The 17,461-nt window shown below is 65.4% G+C and carries 11 protein-coding genes and 2 tRNA genes; 6 read left to right on the top strand and 7 right to left on the bottom strand.

Annotated features, from left to right (window positions below; translation table 11 throughout):
- Positions 1-33: 33 nt before the first annotated feature.
- The 3 genes from ACZ5IQ_RS11570 (at position 34) to ACZ5IQ_RS11560 (ending at position 3,399) form a co-directional block, all read left to right on the top strand.
- Positions 34-735: an IclR family transcriptional regulator gene (locus ACZ5IQ_RS11570; RefSeq protein ID WP_029105769.1), complete on the top strand. Its 702-nt coding sequence runs from the start codon at positions 34-36 to the stop codon at positions 733-735.
- Positions 736-857: 122 nt separating this feature from the next.
- Positions 858-2,174: a DUF1800 domain-containing protein gene (locus tag ACZ5IQ_RS11565; protein ID WP_371824569.1), complete on the top strand. Its 1,317-nt coding sequence runs from the start codon at positions 858-860 to the stop codon at positions 2,172-2,174.
- 10 nt (positions 2,175-2,184) lie between these two features.
- Positions 2,185-3,399 (top strand): DUF1501 domain-containing protein, encoded by a 1,215-nt coding sequence (locus ACZ5IQ_RS11560; protein ID WP_212811935.1) that lies wholly within the window; start codon positions 2,185-2,187, stop codon positions 3,397-3,399.
- Positions 3,400-3,453: 54 nt separating this feature from the next.
- On the opposite strand, the gene ACZ5IQ_RS11555 is transcribed toward ACZ5IQ_RS11560, so the two are convergent.
- The 5 genes from ACZ5IQ_RS11555 to ACZ5IQ_RS11535 form a co-directional block, all read right to left on the bottom strand.
- A tRNA-Glu gene (locus ACZ5IQ_RS11555) sits at positions 3,454-3,526 on the bottom strand.
- A gap of 60 nt (positions 3,527-3,586) precedes the next feature.
- A tRNA-Gln gene (locus ACZ5IQ_RS11550) sits at positions 3,587-3,658 on the bottom strand.
- 129 nt (positions 3,659-3,787) lie between these two features.
- Positions 3,788-5,245 carry a glutamate--tRNA ligase gene (gene gltX / locus ACZ5IQ_RS11545; protein WP_371824538.1) on the bottom strand — a complete coding sequence of 486 codons (1,458 nt, stop codon included), beginning with the start codon at positions 5,243-5,245 and terminating at the stop codon, positions 3,788-3,790.
- A 1-nt stretch (position 5,246) separates the two neighbouring features.
- Positions 5,247-6,029, bottom strand: coding sequence for a fumarylacetoacetate hydrolase family protein (locus ACZ5IQ_RS11540; protein ID WP_212811937.1), 783 nt, complete (start codon positions 6,027-6,029; stop codon positions 5,247-5,249).
- Positions 6,030-6,055: 26 nt separating this feature from the next.
- Positions 6,056-7,246 carry an alpha/beta hydrolase family protein gene (locus ACZ5IQ_RS11535; RefSeq protein WP_212811938.1) on the bottom strand — a complete coding sequence of 397 codons (1,191 nt, stop codon included), beginning with the start codon at positions 7,244-7,246 and terminating at the stop codon, positions 6,056-6,058.
- Between the two features lie 74 nt (positions 7,247-7,320).
- Between ACZ5IQ_RS11535 and ACZ5IQ_RS11530 the strand changes: the two genes are divergently transcribed.
- Entirely contained in the window at positions 7,321-8,535 is a 1,215-nt protein-coding gene (locus tag ACZ5IQ_RS11530) for an MFS transporter (RefSeq protein ID WP_212811939.1), read from the top strand.
- A gap of 244 nt (positions 8,536-8,779) precedes the next feature.
- Here the strand turns inward: ACZ5IQ_RS11530 and ACZ5IQ_RS11525 are convergent, their stop codons facing one another.
- Positions 8,780-10,414: a hypothetical protein gene (locus ACZ5IQ_RS11525; RefSeq protein WP_464481284.1), complete on the bottom strand. Its 1,635-nt coding sequence runs from the start codon at positions 10,412-10,414 to the stop codon at positions 8,780-8,782.
- Between the two features lie 335 nt (positions 10,415-10,749).
- The gene (locus tag ACZ5IQ_RS11520; protein ID WP_082761789.1) at positions 10,750-11,058 is read right to left on the bottom strand and encodes a helix-turn-helix domain-containing protein; all 309 of its coding nucleotides are present in this window, start codon (positions 11,056-11,058) and stop codon (positions 10,750-10,752) included.
- Positions 11,059-11,251: 193 nt separating this feature from the next.
- On the opposite strand from ACZ5IQ_RS11520, the gene ACZ5IQ_RS11515 reads away from it, so the two are divergent.
- Complete coding sequence (locus ACZ5IQ_RS11515; protein WP_212814856.1) at positions 11,252-14,662, top strand: helicase-related protein; 3,411 nt, start codon at positions 11,252-11,254, stop codon at positions 14,660-14,662.
- The gene (locus ACZ5IQ_RS11510) at positions 14,662-17,460 is read left to right on the top strand and encodes a DUF1156 domain-containing protein (protein ID WP_133425926.1); all 2,799 of its coding nucleotides are present in this window, start codon (positions 14,662-14,664) and stop codon (positions 17,458-17,460) included. The genes ACZ5IQ_RS11515 and ACZ5IQ_RS11510 overlap by 1 nt, the downstream gene beginning before the upstream one ends.
- The last annotated feature ends 1 nt before the right edge of the window (position 17,461 follow it).

Here is a 17,461-nt window from a genome sequence, read left to right as displayed (position 1 = left end):
CCATCCCACAATGCGAGACGTTAGTATCTCCCTGTGAGACAGGATAGCGGCATCGGCGTCCTCGACAAAGCGGTGGGTGTGCTGCATTCAGTGGCCGAGTCACCGTGTGGACTGGCCGAACTGTGCACCCGCACCGGGCTGCCCCGGGCGACCGCCCACCGACTGGCGGCAGGCCTCGAGGTCCACCGACTTCTGGCCCGCGACAACGAGGGACGGTGGCGGCTCGGCCCGGCACTGACCGAACTGGCCGGGCAGGTCAACGATCCGCTGCTGAGCGCGGCGGGCGCGGTGCTCCCCCGGCTGCGCGAGATCACCGGCGAGAGCGTGCAGCTCTACCGCCGGGAAGGCATGGCCCGGGTGTGCGTCATGGCCCTCGAACCACCGTCGGGCCTGCGCGACACCGTGCCGGTCGGCAGCCGGCTGCCCATGACCGCCGGCTCCGGTGCCAAAGTCCTGCTGGCGTACAGCGATCCCGCGACGCAGCAGGCGGTGCTGCCGACGGCGAAGTTCACCGACCGGGTACTGGCGGAGGTCCGCCGGCGCGGTTGGGCACAGAGCGCCGCCGAGCGCGAGCCCGGCGTGGCCAGCGTCTCGGCACCGGTGCGGGACAACCGCGGTGCGGTGATCGCAGCGGTGTCGGTGTCGGGGCCGATCGACCGGATGGGCCGCCGCCCCGGCGTGCGCTGGGCGAGCGATCTGCTGGCCGCGGCCGAAGCGCTCACCCGCCGCCTGTGAGACGAACCAGCAAACCTTTGAATCCGCCGCATACGGTGACGACGGTGGCGCCGATCACCTAAGTTCCTAAGTGGCCCCGGCAGCGCCGGCGGGGAACGTACCGCTGTAGGAAAGTAGGTTTCATCGTGTCGCAGCCACCACAGTGGCTGGCAACCGCACGGATGCTGCGCCGCACCGGCTTCGGAACCACCGGAGCCCAGGTGGACGCTGTCGTCAAGCAGGACTGGTCGGCATATCTCGACTGGGCGCTGAGCCTCGATCCGAACGCCGACCCGGGTGCCATCGCGACCCCGATGCCGAAATCCCCCATCCCGCAGTACCCGCCATCGGGCGCCTCGGCCACCGAGATCGCCGAATTCGGCCAGGGCCTCGTGGCGCGCATGCAGGAACTGTCGGGCTGGTGGTTGCGCCGCATGGCCGCAGTGCAACAGCCCATCCATGAGAAGCTGACGTTGTTGTGGCACAACCACTTTGCCACCTCGGCAGAGAAGGTCAATGCCGCGCAGTTGATGGGCGAACAGAACGAGAAGCTGCGCACCCTCAAGCTCGGTGACTTCGGCAGCCTCGCCTGGGCCATGCTCACCGACGGTGCGATGTTGCACTGGCTCGACGGTGACGTGAACACCGCGGCAGCGCCCAACGAGAACCTGTCCCGCGAGTTCATGGAACTGTTCACCATGGGACATGCCAACGGCTACACCGAGATCGACGTCAAAGAGGGCGCCAAGACCCTCACCGGCCGGCATCTGTTGCCCGACGGCAGCACGGCCGTCTACGCCGAACATCACGACGAGTCCGTCAAAACCGTGCTCGGTGTCACCGGCAACCTCACCGACTCCGACTTCTGCAACATCGTGCTGCGTCAGCCCGCCTCCGCCGCGTTCGTCGCCGGAACCCTCTGGCGCCTGCTGGCTTCGGACCAGCCGGCCGCCCCCGACACCATGACCCGCCTGGTCGCCGCATACGGCCCGAACCGAGATCTCAAGGCGCTCACCAAGGCCGTCGTGCTCGATCCCGAATTCACCAAGGCCGCCGGCACTGTCGTCAGCACTCCGGTGGAATGGCTGATGGGCATCGTCCGGTCGCTCGCGGTTCCGCTCGACGACGAGCATGTCCTCGCCGATCTCGACCAGGTGCTGCGGGTGATGGGCCAGCGCCCCTTCTATCCGCCGGACGTCGGCGGCTGGCCCCGCGGCCAACTCTGGTTGTCGACCAACAGTGCGGCCGCACGCGTCTGGGCCGCCAACCGGCTGCTGGCGCTCAGCGACATCAGCGCCGTCGAGCAGATGGCGTCCAGCGAGCGGATCGACGGCGTGGGCTACCTGTTCGGCATCGGCGCCTGGTCGGATCGCTCGGCAGCCGCGCTCAAACCGTTGGTCTCCGATCCGCACCGGCTGGTGGCAGCGGCCGTCATCACCCCCGAGTACGTGACGTCCTGAAGAGATCCCCATGCCCGAGTTCAATCGCCGAAAATTCTTGATCGCCAGCGCCGGGGCCGGCGCCGCCGGTCTGCTGGGCGGTGTCGCCGCGGTGACCCTGCCGGACCTGCTCCGCGAAGGTCAGGACCGGCCGCTGCAGACCAACCAGGGCATCCTCGTGATCGTCACGCTCTACGGCGGCAATGACGGCCTCAACACCGTTATCCCGTACGCCGACAACGCCTACCACGATGCCCGCCCCGAGCTCGCCTACAAACCCGAGGAAGTGCTCCACCTCGACCCGGCGTTCGGGCTCAACCCCGCGCTCACCGGGATGTCGAAGCTGTGGCAGTCCAACAAGCTCGCGATCGTGCGCGGAGTCGGCTACCCGAAGCCCGACCGCAGCCACTTCCGCTCCATGGACATCTGGCAGACGGCCAGCCCCGTCGACGCCGTCACCAGCGGCTGGATCGGCCGCTGGCTCGACACCACCGGCGACGACCCGATCCGGGCCGTCAACATCGGCACCGTGCTGCCGCCCCTGGCCGTCGGCCAAAAGCACGTCGCGGCATCGCTTTCCGACTTCGTGCCGGCCATCCCGCCCGACATGGCGCGCACGTTGGCCGCGCTCAGCGCCGACGACCCGAACGACACCACCGCCATGAGCCAGGTGTGTGAGTCCTACCGCGCCAACCACGCCACCAACAGCCGCTTCGCGCCCGTCATCAACGGCCGCCTGCAGACCATCGGCCAGGCCGACAACCAGTTGGCCAGTGACCTGGAACTGGTGGCCCGCTGCATCCGCGCCGGGGTGCCCACGCAGGTCTACATGACGCAGCTGCTGGGTTTCGACACGCACGCCGACGAGCGCGCCCCTCAGCAGGCATTGCTCAAGACCCTCGACGACGCGCTGACGCCCTTCTTCCACAAACTCCAGGGCACTCCCTACGGCCGCAACGTCGTGGTGCTGATGTACTCCGAATTCGGCCGGCGCGTCGCGGCCAACGCCTCACAGGGCACCGACCACGGCACCTCCGGCCCGGTGTTCATCGCCGGCACCCCCGTCAGGGGCGGCTTCTACGGCGACGAGCCGAGCCTGACCGATCTCACCGACGGCGATCTGAAGACCACCGTCGACTTCCGTGACGTTTATCACGAACTGCTCCACGGCACCCTCGGCGCGGATCCGGAGCCGTCGGTCGGCCGCGGACGGCGGGACCTCGGGTTCCTGGCCGGCGGCCGGTAACAACCCCGAGAAAGACAAAACGCCGGACCTGTTGTCAGGTCCGGCGTTCGTACGTACCCCCGATGGGATTCGAACCCACGCTACCGCCGTGAGAGGGCGGCGTCCTAGGCCGCTAGACGACGGGGGCTAGAACTTCCGGAGCGATAGCTTAGCTCAGTTGCGCTGGCTGACCTAATCGCTCCGGCAGCTGGGGTACCAGGACTCGAACCTAGAATGGCTGAACCAGAATCAGCTGTGTTGCCAATTACACCATACCCCATTTGATGCCCATCACCGCAGATCACGGGCATCTTCGGCCTGGAAAACCTCAGCGGATGTTCGCCGCTTTGCGCTTTCCGGGCCGACGAGCAGACTACCAAACAGATGGCCCTGCCTTTAAATCGCCCGCTCACAGGCCGTTTCGGGCCGCCTGCAACCGCGCCAGACTGCGCTCACGGCCCAGCAGTTCCATCGACTCGAACAGCGGCGGGCTGACCGTCGCGCCGGTGACCGCCACCCGGATGGGACCGAACGCCTTGCGGGGCTTGAGTTCCAGGCCGTCCAGCAGCGCCGCCTTGAGCGCGGCCTCGATGTTGGCGGTGTTCCACTCGCCGACGCCCGCCAAGGCGCTCAGCGTCGCGTCCAGGACCTCGGCAGCCTCGGGCTTGAGCTCCTTGGCCGCCGACTTCTCGTCGATCACGTAGGCGTCGTCGTTGAAGAACTTCACGAGGTCCCACGCGTCGCCGAGGACGACGATGCGGGTCTGGATCAACTCGGCCGCCGCGGCGAAACCCAAGGCATCCAACGTGGTGTCATGGCCGTGCGCGTCGAGGTACGCCTTGAGCCGGGCGGCGAAGTCCTCCGGGGCCAGCCGGCGGATGTGCTCGGCGTTGATGGCGTCGGCCTTCTTCTGGTCGAAGCGCGCCGGGTTCGAGTTGACGTCGGCCACGTCGAAGGCCGCCACCATCTCGTCGAGGCTGAAGAGGTCGTTGTCGTCGGCGATGCCCCAGCCCAGCAGCGCCAGGTAGTTCAGCAGACCCTCGGGGATGAATCCGCGATCGCGGTGCAGGAACAGGTTGGACTGCGGGTCGCGCTTGGACAGCTTCTTGTTGCCGTCACCGAGAACGCTTGGCAGGTGGGCGAATTGCGGCACCGCCTCGGCGACACCGATCCGGATCAGCGCCTGGTACAGCGCGATCTGCCGCGGCGTCGACGGCAGCAGATCCTCGCCGCGCAGCACGTGCGTGATCTTCATCAACGCATCGTCGACCGGATTGACCAAGGTGTACAACGGCTCTCCGCTCGCGCGCGTGATCGCGAAGTCCGGCACCACACCGGCGGCGAAGGTCGTCTCGCCACGCACCAGGTCCACCCAGGTGATGTCCTCGTCGGGCATCTTGAGGCGCAGCACCGGCTTTCGGCCCTCGGCCTCGAATGCGGCCTTCTGCTCGGCGGTGAGGTCGCGGTCGTAGTTGTCGTAGCCCAGCTTGGGGTTACGGCCCGCCGCGAGGTGCCGGGCCTCGACCTCCTCGGGCGTCGAGTAGGCCTCGTAAACCTCGCCCGCGGCAAGCAGTTTCGCGATCACGTCACGGTAGAGATCGCCGCGCTGCGACTGCCGGTACGGCTCGTAGGGGCCGCCGACCTCGGGACCCTCGTCCCAGTTCAGCCCGAGCCAGCGCAGCGCGTCGAGGATCGCGTTGTAGCTCTCCTCGCTGTCGCGCGCGGCATCGGTGTCCTCGATGCGGAAGACGAAGTCGCCGCCGGTGTGTCGCGCGTACGCCCAGTTGAAGAGGGCGGTGCGGACCAGGCCGACGTGCGGCGTGCCGGTCGGCGACGGACAGAAGCGAACCCTGACAGGTGTGGTCACGTTATTTCCCTTTACGCACAACAGGATTGGAGAGGGTGCCGATACCCTCGACGGTGATGCTGACGGTGTCGCCGTCCTCGATGGGGCCGACGCCCTCGGGGGTTCCGGTGAGGATGATGTCGCCGGGCAGCAGCGTCATGACGGCCGAGACCCATTCGATGATGGCGCCGACGTCGTGCAGCAGCAGCGCGGTGTTGCTGTCCTGCCGCTTCTCACCGTTCACCTCGGTGCGGATGTCCAGATCGGCCGGGTCCACCGCGGTCTCGATCCACGGGCCGACCGGGCAGAACGTGTCGTGCCCCTTGGCCCGCATCCACTGGCCGTCCTTCTTCTGCTGGTCACGTGCCGAGACATCGTTGGCGATCGTGTAGCCGAGGATGTAGTCCTTGGCCTTGGCGGCCGGGATGTCCTTGCCCGGGCGTTCGATGACGACCGCCAGCTCGCCCTCGTGGTGCACGGGGTTGGCGTCGGCGGGCAGCTGGATCGGGATGTTGGGCCCGATGATCGCGGTGTTCGGCTTGAGGAAGATCACCGGATCCTCGGGCGGCTCGCTGCCCATCTCGCGGGCGTGGGCCGCGTAGTTCTTGCCCATGCAGACCACCTTGCTGGCCAGGATCGGCGCCAGCAGCCGGACGTCGGCCAGCGGCCAGGAGCGCCCGGTGAAGGTGGGGTTGCGGGACAGGTACTGCTCAGCGATTTCTTTGCAGACCGCATCGGAGTTCGGGTCGCCCTCGATCACCACAAAAGCGACGCCGTCTGGACTGGCAATTCGACCTAGGCGCATCCGCCCAGCCTAGTGAGGCCCGCTGGTCAGCCCGCGAACTGGGCTTGGAGGAACGGAGTGGAGTCGGCCATCGAGGTCAGCACGGTGCTGGAGTGGTCGTCTTCGGGATAGACGTACAACGCCACGTCCTGGCCGTTGGCTTTGAGCTGATCGGCGAACTTGAGGGTCGACGACGGCGGCACGTCACGGTCCTTGAGCCCGACGCCCAGGAAGATCGGCCGGTCGTAGCCGGCGATCGGCGTGCCCATGAAGTCGGCCAGCGCGCTGCGCATGTCCGGCAGCGAGGCCAGCGGGGCGGAGAAGAACTCTGGCGGTGTCAGACCCGTCACAGCCGCGCTCAACGGTGCCGTGCACAGCGTTTCGGCCTTGTCGGCAGCGGCCAGACCGGCCGGCGTGAGCACGCTGTTGACGTCGGGACGGAGCTCCCGGAAGCCGGCAAGGATGTAGGCCGTATAGGCCGACGCGATGGGACCCAGCCCGGGCGGCAGCACCATGTCGGGACCGGCCGTGATGATGACGTCGTCGATGTTCGCCGGGGTGCCGGTCGCCACGACGCCGCGGTAGTCGAGGCCACTCCCCTTGCTGAACTCGGTGGCCCACCGCGCGCTCGCGACCGCCGCCGCGCCGCCCTGGGACTGGCCGACGAGCGCCCACTTCGGCGACAGCGGCAGGTTGAGGTGATGCGCGGCGATCACCGAATCGATGATGGCGTGCGCGGTGGCGACGCTGTTGAGGTAGCTCATCAGGCCCGGGGTGCCCAGACCCGTGTAATCGGAGCCGACGACGACGTAACCCTGATCCAGCCAGTGGGACAGGTATTCGTTGTCACGCGCGCTGCGGGGCTGCGCCGAGGGCGTGCAGTCGTCGCCGAGGCCGACGGTGCCGTGCGCCCAGGCGATGACGGGCCACCCGCCCGGCGGGGCCTCACCCTTCGGCACGAACACCGCCGCGGTGCTGACCGCGGGTGAATTGTGTTGGTCGGTGGTCGAATACAGGATCCGATAGGCGCGCGCCGCAGCGGTGACCGACAGCTCGGGGTTCAACGGCACGGACCGGATGAGCCCGCCCGGCGGCGGCACCCGGTCGGCGAACGCCCCGGCGTCCAGGCCCGACCAGTTCGGCGCGGCGGCCGATGCCACGGGCATCGGTGCCGTCACCAGCGCCAAGCCGACCGCGAAAGCCGCCGTCAACCGCAAGATATTCGCCCGCAGAGCCATGCCCCGAACTGTAGCCTTCTCAAATATTGAGAAACAGATTCATATCTTGAGAACCACGGTGGCACCATGAAGCCATGGTCACCAACGTCTCAGCCGTCCGCCGCTGGTCGATGCTGGTGATCGCGCTCGGTTCGACGATGTGCGCCAACGTCTTCATCAACGGCGCCGCCTTCCTGATCCCCACGCTGCACGGCGAACGCGGACTGGACCTGTCGCGCGCGGGCCTGGTGTCGGCCATGCCGAGCTTCGGCATGGTGCTGACGCTGATCGCGTGGGGCTGGGTCGTCGACCGGGTCGGTGAACGTTTCGTTCTGGTCGTCGGGTCGCTGTTGACGTCGTTGGCGGCGTTCGCTGCGGCCTGGGCCGACTCGCTGGTGGCGGTCGGGGCCTTCCTGTTGCTGGGCGGCATGGCGGCCGCGAGTTCCAATTCCGCCAGCGGTCGGTTGGTCGTGGGCTGGTTCCCGCCGGAGCAGCGCGGGCTGGTGATGGGCATCCGCCAGACGGCGCAGCCGCTGGGAGTAGGACTGGGCGCCTTGGTGATTCCGCGCCTGGCCGAGTCATCCGGAGTGTCCGCCGCACTGCTGTTCCCCGCGATAGCCTGTCTGGTCGCTGCCGTGGTGACCGTCGTTGGCGTCATCGACCCGCCCCGGCCGCCCCGATCCTCCGCTCCCGCAACCGATCTGGCCAATCCCTACCGCGGCTCCTCGGCGCTGGCACGCATCCACGCCGTGTCGGTGCTGCTGGTCGTGCCGCAATGCCTGGTGTGGACGTTCTCGTTGGTGTGGCTGATGACAGCGCACGGCTGGTCGGCCGGCGCTGCGGGCACGATGGTGACGGTGGCCCAATTATGCGGTGCTGCAGGGCGAATCGGCGCCGGCCGGTGGTCGGATCTGGCCGGCTCGCGGCTGCATCCGGTGCGGGTCATCGCGGTTCTGGCCGGTGTCACCATGGGCCTGCTGGCGCTGTGTGACTACCTGCACTGGCCGGTGGCGGTGTTCGTGATGGTGGTGGCGTCGGTGGTGACCGTGACCGATAACGGGTTGTCCTTCACCGCGATCGCCGAGATCGCCGGGCCGTTCTGGAGCGGGCGGGCGTTGGGCGTACAGAACACGACGCAATTGCTGACGGCAGGCATCGTGCCGCCGGTGTTCGGCGCCCTGATCGGAGCCTTCGGGTTCCCGGCCGCGTTCGCGGTGTGCGCGCTGTTCCCGGTGCTGGCCGTGCCGTTGGTCCCGGTGGCTGCAGACCCGTTGCGCGCCAAGCCCGTTCCCGCCCCCGCCGAGCATTGAGTGTGCGTCTACGCAGGTCACCACTCGCACTTTGTCTGCGCTGACGCGCAGTCAAAAGCGGCCCGGTCGGCAATAGTCACAGCCGTCACTCCAGTCCCGGTCTGCTTGCTGCATACCCATCTGGGATGCGGTATCGCCGGTGCTATCGGCCCATCTCAAGCCGACCGTGGGACCTGACGAGCCGACACGCCGAAGCGAAGCTCGGCAACCCCCACGCTCGGTGTAGAGACGAAGACCGCCACGTTCACCCCGCACTCCCCTGGTAGCGATCTCGCACTTGAATGATCGATCGACGTCGCGCGGCGGTCAGCAAGTCCGCCGCGCCGAGTCTCATGTCACCGTAAGCCGAATGTGGGGCAACCCCGTTCGCACGTAACAACGGCTCGGCACGCTGCGAAACACTGCCCTTGACCCCGAACCACCCCAGCAGTTCAGTGACCGGGGGCGTGCCGAATCGGCCGATGGAGTGGTTGGCTCGGCAGATCACCCAGGCCACGGCGGCCGCTCCGCGTTCCAACGATGCCTTACGACGGAAGATCGCTGGATCGGCCACCGCAGCACGGCCCAGGAAGCGACGCATCGCCGTCCGGTGCTCGACATCGAAGAGCTCATCCGCGCAGCGGTCGCACAGGGCCAGCACCGTCTCGACGGCGGGCCGGATGTCGTCGGCTATGCCCGCCCAGTCAAACGGCTCATCATCCAATGGCTCGTCGGTCAGATTCTGCAACTGGAAATGGCCGCCGACCATCGCGTCCAAGCGCTCGAGCATGATCTCTGCGAGGCTTGGGTCGTCATCGTCGAATCCGCCGAAGCCCTCCCCCAGCAACCGGGCGGCCAGCGCCGCCGCACCCTGCGGACGATCCGTCCGGATCATCCGCTGAAATTCGCCTTCCCATCTACCGACGGACGTCAAGGTCTCGGCCGTGAGGGTGGCGCTGATGCCTTGGCGGAGATGGCAGTAGGCGATGAATGAGCGCAACACGTTCGGTAGCTGTGCGAGATACCCCGTGTCCGCCACTATCTTTCGCGGAGCCCAGTCCACGAGGAGGATTTCAACGTTGACGGGGCTCCACCGGTAGGGATCACCGGGTCCCCATTCGGTCGCGAACCACAAGATCGAGTCCAGCAGACCACGCGCATCGGCGGTGTCCATGGCGTCACCGAACCGCGAGGCGAAGAAATCGTCGGCGATTGCCGTTCTCTCCTCGTCGGTCCATTCATGACGTTCCGGCACCGCGCCTCCGGCCGGCTGCATACGCACCAGCCACTCCACGAGAGGCCGGCACATGGGCCAGGACTCCGACTCCAACGGCGGGAACAATCGGGATCCGAAATCGATCGCCTTCTCGACTATCGCCCGCGCCTCAGCCGGGTCGAACGGTGTCAGTGACTGCCCGTCTTCGATCGACGGTTGTAGCCGCTCCAGCACGACTGAAATCGGTTCCGGAACGACGAATGCGTCTTTGACCACCGTGCCCATGTTGTGGTCGACATAAACCAGCGCCGTCAGCTGCCGGCCGTCGGGCAGCGTCGCGCCGAAAAAGTAGTCGTCACCGTCGCCAAGAACGTGCGTCAGGAACCACACTTCCGGGTCGGCGCGGGTATTCGCCAGTGCGTCAAGCCAATTCGGCAACGGTTGGCGGCGCGCGGCCAATTCGCGATCGATACGCGCCGCCATCGCCTGGTCCGGGACCAGCTCGCGGATGACGGACAACGCGGCCGTGGTCTGCGCGAACGAGGTACCGATAAACGACTCGATCAGGGCGTCGAGACTGGGGCCATCGTCATCGCGAGCCCAGGGATTGCGAGAGCGCGGATCGGTGGCAGTGATCAGCCCACTCACGAGTTCGAGCAATGCCAGAGGCTGGTCGGAGCGCAACGCAGTACGCAGCGCCTGGAACAGCGGCTGGTCCTCAGGTCTGATCGAAGGCGGAGTCGGCACCGACCGAAGGTGACGCTTGGGTTGCTTGCCACGTGCGGACTTGGACATACCGGCCAGCGTAGGTTGTTGCCAACGGACGGAGGGTGAGCGAATCGCTCCTCGCTTACGGATTGGTATCGGATCGGGCTCGAAACCACGGGTCCGGAAGGTGTCACGGTGGCGCCAAGCCGGTCAAGGCCACCGGGCACCCATACAAGCTCATCTTCGGGCGCCGGAACATCGGAGACGCTACTTGGCGTCGATCGGCGCCCACCCAATGGAATGAACCCAGTTCAGTCGCGCTCACTCAAGACTTCGGCCACCAACTCCGCTGCCGACATACCCAATGCATCGCTGAGCGCCACCAACGTTGATAACCGCGGATTGGCCGGGCGCTTGGTCTTTCGGTTGCTGATGCCGCTTTCCAGCAGCTGGTAGTGATTCCGGCTGATACCGCTGGCTTCAGCCAGGGCTTCTTGAGTGAGTCCACGCTCCTCCCGGAGCCCCGCCAACCGTCGACCGAGAGCACCAGCGAGCTTTCGCTCGATCTCGGACTGCGGCACCCCTGCAATCTGCCGATACGCCATTCCGGCGTCGACCATCTATAGATGGCGTAATATGCCGACTTGTCGGCTGCACCATCTATACATGGCTCTCCCGACGGACGAAGGGAGCGTCGGGGTGGCCAGTCGACATGTCTGACGGTTGGCATACCCCTGCGCGCAACGCGCTCTCGGGCGACACCGGTTTGCAGACGACAGCGAACACCTCCAAGAAGTCATGCCTGGAGGTCGTGTGCAGCTAGAAGAGCTCAAATCGGGACTCCGCATCGAAGGACTGATCCCCGCTGAAATCGTCACCGTGCTCGCCGCCCAACAGCACGGCACCGAGGCAGTCGAGCTGACGTACCGGACCAACAACGGTGCGCTCGGTCAGCAAGTCGTCTTCAGGAAAGACCAGGACCAGCTGCGTGCAGCCGCGGCGGCCAGCCGACCATTCGACGCATCAGCATCTGACTACAAACTGGTAGCCGAGGCCCAAAGAATCAGCCTCGCAGGACTTTTCGACCCGATGCTGGCGGTGGCCACCAGCGACGTGCGTCCACTGCCGCATCAGATCCGCGCGGTCTACGGACAACTCCTCCCCCGGACGCCGCTGCGATTCCTCCTCGCCGATGATCCCGGTGCCGGCAAGACCATCATGGCGGGTCTCTACATCAAGGAACTCCTGCTGCGTGACGACGTCCGCCAATGCCTGATCGTCGCCCCGGGTGGCCTGGTGGAACAGTGGCAGGACGAACTGTTCTTCAAGTTCGGGCTGCGGTTCAACCTATTGACCAACCAGCTCATCGATGCCCACGTCGACCTCAACGTCTTCGAGACCAACCCGCTGCTCATCGCCCGTATGGACCAGCTGTCCCGCAACGAGGAACTGCAGGCTCAGCTCACGGAGACCGAGTGGGATCTGGTGATCGTCGACGAGGCGCATCGCATGGGCGCCCACTACTTCGGCGGAAAGCTGGAGAAGACCAAGCGTTTTCAGCTCGGCGAGCTTCTCGGCCGGATCACGCGTCATCTCCTCTTGATGACGGCGACGCCGCACTCAGGCAAGAACGAGGACTTCAATCTCTTCCTGACTCTGCTGGACCGTGACCGGTTCGAGGGCAGGAACACCAAGGCCACCGACACCGCCGACATCATGCGCCGAATGGTCAAGGAGGACCTCCTCACCTTCGACGGCAAGAAGCTGTTCCCAGAGCGCCGTGCCGAGACAGTGCCCTATGAGCTGACCGCCCTTGAACATTCGCTCTACGAGCAGGTCACCGCCTACGTCCGCGAAGGCATGAACCGCGCCGACCGGGTGGGCGGAAAGCGCAAGAACACAGTCGGATTCGCGCTCACCGTGCTGCAACGACGACTCGCGTCCAGCCCCGAGGCGATCTACAAGAGCCTGGTCCGCCGAACCGAACGGCTCGAGCGCAAGAAGCAGGAAATCGTCAACGGCACCTACGTCGAGAACGAACCGACCGTCGATGTCGATGCCCTTGACACCGACGACTACAACTCCGAAGAGATCGAAGCGCTCGAAGAGGAACTGCTCGATGCCGCTACTGCAGCGCAGACGGTGGACGAACTCGACGCCGAGTTGCTCGAACTGTCGGAGCTGACCCGCGCCGCCAAACAAGTTCGCGATTCCGGTACCGATCGCAAGTGGACCGAGCTGAGCAACATCCTTCACGACGAGGCACTGACGACGGATACCAACGGATGGCCGCGCAAGCTCATCATCTTCACCGAACATCGCGACACCCTCGACTACCTGGCCGGCCGGATCCGCTCGCTGCTCGGGAAACCTGCTGCCGTGCAGGCCATTCATGGTGGGGTCCGGCGCCGTGAGCGCCGCCAGATCACCGAAGAATTCACCAAGAACCGAGACTGCCAAATCCTCCTGGCGACCGATGCCGCCGGCGAGGGACTCAACCTGCAGGCCGCGCACCTGATGGTCAATTACGATCTGCCCTGGAACCCGAATCGCATCGAACAAAGGTTCGGCCGTATCCACCGCATCGGCCAGGAGGAAGTCTGCCGGCTGTGGAACATCGTGGCCAGCAACACCCGCGAGGGTGACGTCTTCGTCCGCCTGCTCGAAAAGATCGAAGAACAGCGGGAAGCCTACGGCGGCAAGGTTTTCGATGTACTAGGCGAAGCGTTCAACGAGACCCCGCTGCGCGACCTGCTGTTGGAGGCCATTCGCTACGGCGAGCTGCCCGAGACACGCGCCAAGATGCAGCAAGTCATCGATCACAACGTCTCCGACGGGCTCAAGGAACTGCTCGAAGAACGTGCCCTGGCGTCCGACCATCTCGCCGAGGCCGAGCTGGAGAAGTTACGCGCGGCCATGGACGACGCGCGAGCACGCCGGTTGCAGCCCCACTACATCGAGATGGCCTTCAAGGCGGCCTTCACCCGACTCGGCGGACGCATCACCAAACGCGAGCGCGGCCGATACGAAATCACCAACGTCCCAGCACCATTACGCGACGGCAAGTTCGGGCCCGTTCCCACCAGATACGACCGCGTGACCTTCGACCTGGGACACGTACATTCCGAAGAACTCACCCGCGCCGATCTGCTCGCCCCAGGCCACCCGCTTCATGACGCAGTGATGAGCGAAGCGATCCGCCGCTTCGGGGAAACTCTCACCGACGGGACGGTGTTGGTGTCGGCGACGCTGGACGAGCCGCAGCTCCTTGTGGGTGTCACCGAAGAGGTGACCGACGCTACCGGCGCTTCGGTGTCCAGGCGGTTCGGCTATGCATACGTGGACAGCCAGTGCGCCGTCAGACCGGCCGGACCCGCTCCCTACCTGGACTGTGTCGCTGCGCCGGAGACGCCGGCAGTCACCGCAGCCCGCCAACTGTCCTGGCTTGCCGACGCCGAAGACCGCGCCACCAGCTGGATCATCACCACCCAACTACCCGAATACCTGGCAGAGGTACAGCCGCGCCGTGCCGCCGAACTCGCCAAGACCCGCGAACTGGTGACCAAACGCCTCGAGGAAGAACGCGATCGGCTACTGCTCGAGGCGCTCGTGGCGTCCGAGAAGGAGCAGACCGGAGCGAAGCCCAAGGAGTCGTCGGAGAGCCTCAATCGCAAGGCGGTCGAGCTTGATTCCCGGCTCCGTAAACGGTTAGAGCTGCTGGACCGGCAGGCATTGATGTCGACCAAGCCGCCGCGCATCGTCACCGCGGCCTTGGTGCTTCCGGTGGGCATGGTAGATAACGAGCTACCGCCCTCTGCACCAATGCATGCCAAGGAGACCAAGGAAGTCGAGCGCCGCGGCGTCGATCTGGTGCTGGGTGTCGAACGAGCGCTGGGACGTGATCCGGTCGAACAAGCCTTCAACAACAAGGGTTTTGACATCTTGTCCTCAGATGCCGACGGCGACACCTACCGCGTCGAAGTGAAGGCCCGCATCGACGGCGCCACCGACTTCTTCGTCACCCACAACGAGGTGATTCTCGGCAAGAATGCCGCGCCGCGGTACCGACTGGCGCTGGTGCGGGTCGACCCGCGCGGCGCCGAACACGACGAAGTGCGGTATCTCGACAATCCATTCGCCTCGACGGATCTCGGCGGATTCGATGCGACCGGCATACGTGGGGATTGGAAAAAGATGTGGGACAAGGGAACCGAGCCATTCTGATGACTGATACCAACGCGCCCAAGCGCAAACTGATCGAGGTTGCGCTTCCGCTGGAAGCCATCAACAAGGAATCGGCCCGCGAGAAGTCGATCCGCCACGGTCACCCGTCAACACTGCACCTGTGGTGGGCTCGCCGTCCGCTCGCTGCTGCCCGCGCCGTGCTGTTTGCGCAACTCGTCGATGACCCGTCCTCGAATCCCGAAGAGTTCCCCACCGAAGAATTGCAGCGCAAGGAACGCGACCGTCTGCACAAACTGATCGAGCGCCTCGTCGTTTGGGAGAACATTCGCGACGAGAAGCTACTCGCCGAAGCACACGCGGAGATTCTCAAATCCACTGGTGGCAATCCCCCACCCATCCTCGATCCGTTCGCCGGTGGCGGCACGATACCGCTCGAAGCACAGCGGCTCGGCCTGGAGGCGCACGCATCGGACCTCAATCCCGTTGCGGTACTGATCAATAAGGCGCTGATCGAGATTCCGCCGAAGTTCCGCGACCTGCCGCCAGTGTTCCCGGGCCTCGCTGAATCCGAGATCCGCTCATGGAAAGGCGCCGAAGGTCTGGCCGCCGATGTGCGGGCCTATGGGGCGTGGATGCGCGATGAGGCCGAAAAGCGGATCGGGCACCTGTACCCTAAGGCAGCCCTGCCGGATGGGTCGAAAGCGACTGTCATTGCCTGGATTTGGGCACGTACCGTCACCTGCCCCAACCCCGCGTGTCGTATTGCGATGCCGTTGGTGCGGTCGTGGTGGCTCGGTAAGAAGAAAGGCAAAGAGGCGTACGTCGTGCCGTCCGTGGTCGACGGCAAGGTCAGCTTCTCCATCGGCCACGATCCGAAGACTGCGCCGACAACAGAGACCGACGGCACTGTCGGGCGAACCGGCGCAACGTGTATCGGTTGCGGATCAGCCGTTGAGCTGAAATACATTCGGGCCGAGGGCCGCGCGGGACGGATGGGTTCACAACTGATGACGACTGTCGCTGAGGGCAACCGCACCCGCATCTACCTGAAACCAACGCCTGAGCACGAAGCTGCGGCACAGGTTCCGCGTCCCGACGACGTGCCACGAGGTGAACTGCCGAACAATCCGCGCGACTTCAAGACTCCAAACTATGGCATGACAACATTTGCCGACCTGTTCACTCCGCGACAGCTCACCGCGCTCACCACGCTCGGCGACCTGGTCACGGAGGCACGTGAGCACGTACTCGCGGACGCGTGCGCCGCAGGCATGCCCGAGGGCGACCGCCTCGAACCCGGCGGCACCGGCGCCGCTGCCTACGCCGACGCGGTAGCGACGTATCTCGGACTAGGTGTCAGCAGACTTGCCGACATAGCCAACGCGCTGTGCCGCTGGGAGAACACCAAAGAACAGATTCGCAATCTGTTTGCTCGCCAGGCCATCCCGATGATCTGGGACTTCCCCGATACGACTCCATTTGGAAAGGCAGCGGGTTCATACACAGTCAGTCTGAACAGCATCGTGAAGAGCATCCAAGTCGCTGGCAACACGATCGGAGAGGCCAGGCAAGCATCGGCTGACGACCGCCCTCTCGATGGCTTGCTGATCTCCACTGACCCGCCGTACTACGACAACATCGGCTATTCGGACCTATCGGACTTCTTCTACGTGTGGCTGCGCCGCTCGCTACGGGCGATCCACCCCGAGCTGCTCAGCACGATGCTGGTGCCCAAGTCGGAAGAGCTTGTCGCGAACCCCTACCGCCACGGCGGGCGAGAGGGAGCGCATAGATTCTTTGAAGACGGGTTCCGAGAGGTTTTCAGACGGGCACGCGAATCCGCGCTCCCCGACTACCCGATCACCGTCTACTACGCCTTCAAACAATCCGAGACCACAGATGCTGGCGAAGCATCGTCCGGCTGGGAAACCCTGCTGGAAGGAATGATCCGCTCAGGTTGGGCGGTCACCGCCACTTGGCCGCTCCGCAGTGAGCTCAGCAATCGGATGCTCTCCCAGGGAACCAATGCCCTTGCCTCGTCAATCGTCTTAGCGCTCCGCCCTCGTCCTGAGGAGGCGCCACAGACCGACCGCCGCGCGTTCATCGAGGCCCTCAAGGCCGAATTGCCCTCCGCGCTCAGAGAGTTGCAACAAGGCGCGATCGCCCCGGTTGACCTGCCTCAGGCAGCAATCGGCCCTGGCATGGCCGTGTTCTCTCGCTACTTGGCGGTCCTCGAACCAGACGGCTCCAAGATGTCCGTGCGGTCCGCGCTCGCACGCATCAACGAGATTCTCGACCAGGTGCTCAATGAGCAAGAAGGCGATTTCGACTCGACCAGTCGGTTCGCCATCGCCTGGTATCGCCAACATGGCTACGACACAGGCACTTTCGGCGACGCCAATAACCTGGCCAACGCCCGCAACACCTCCGTCGACGCCATGGATCGCGATGGCATCCTGATCAGCCGAGCCGGGAAGGTGCAGCTGATCAAGCCGTCCGACTTGGCTTCCGACTACGACGTACTCGCCGATCTGCACACCAGCAACTGGGAAGTCCTGCACCACCTGATCAAGAAGCTGGAAGGCGACGGCATCACCCCCGCCGGCGAATTCCTACGCACTGCGTTGACCCGGCCGGACGCCGCAATCGATGCTGATCTGGTGAAAGAGCTTGCCCACCTACTCTTCCGGATCGCCGAGAGCAACGGCTGGACCAAGGACGCGCTGAGCTTCAACAGCCTGGTCACCAGCTGGCCCGAAATTCTTGACGTGGCACGGGCTGATGCTCCGACAACCAGCGCGCAGGGCACGTTGGACTACGACGAGGGGGACGACTGAC

This window comes from Mycobacterium toneyamaense, assembly GCF_055384815.1.
The sequence above is the reverse complement of the archived record's forward strand: the minus strand, read 5'-3'. Positions and strand labels throughout refer to the sequence as shown.

Coding starts and splice junctions, on each gene's coding strand:
- ACZ5IQ_RS11560 (WP_212811935.1), top strand. CDS start 2,185: ATGCCCGAGTTCAATCGCCGAAAATTCTTGATCGCCAGCGCCGGGGCC.
- ACZ5IQ_RS11540 (WP_212811937.1), bottom strand. CDS start 6,029: ATGCGCCTAGGTCGAATTGCCAGTCCAGACGGCGTCGCTTTTGTGGTG.
- ACZ5IQ_RS11510 (WP_133425926.1), top strand. CDS start 14,662: ATGACTGATACCAACGCGCCCAAGCGCAAACTGATCGAGGTTGCGCTT.
- ACZ5IQ_RS11535 (WP_212811938.1), bottom strand. CDS start 7,246: ATGGCTCTGCGGGCGAATATCTTGCGGTTGACGGCGGCTTTCGCGGTC.
- ACZ5IQ_RS11530 (WP_212811939.1), top strand. CDS start 7,321: ATGGTCACCAACGTCTCAGCCGTCCGCCGCTGGTCGATGCTGGTGATC.
- ACZ5IQ_RS11520 (WP_082761789.1), bottom strand. CDS start 11,058: ATGGTCGACGCCGGAATGGCGTATCGGCAGATTGCAGGGGTGCCGCAG.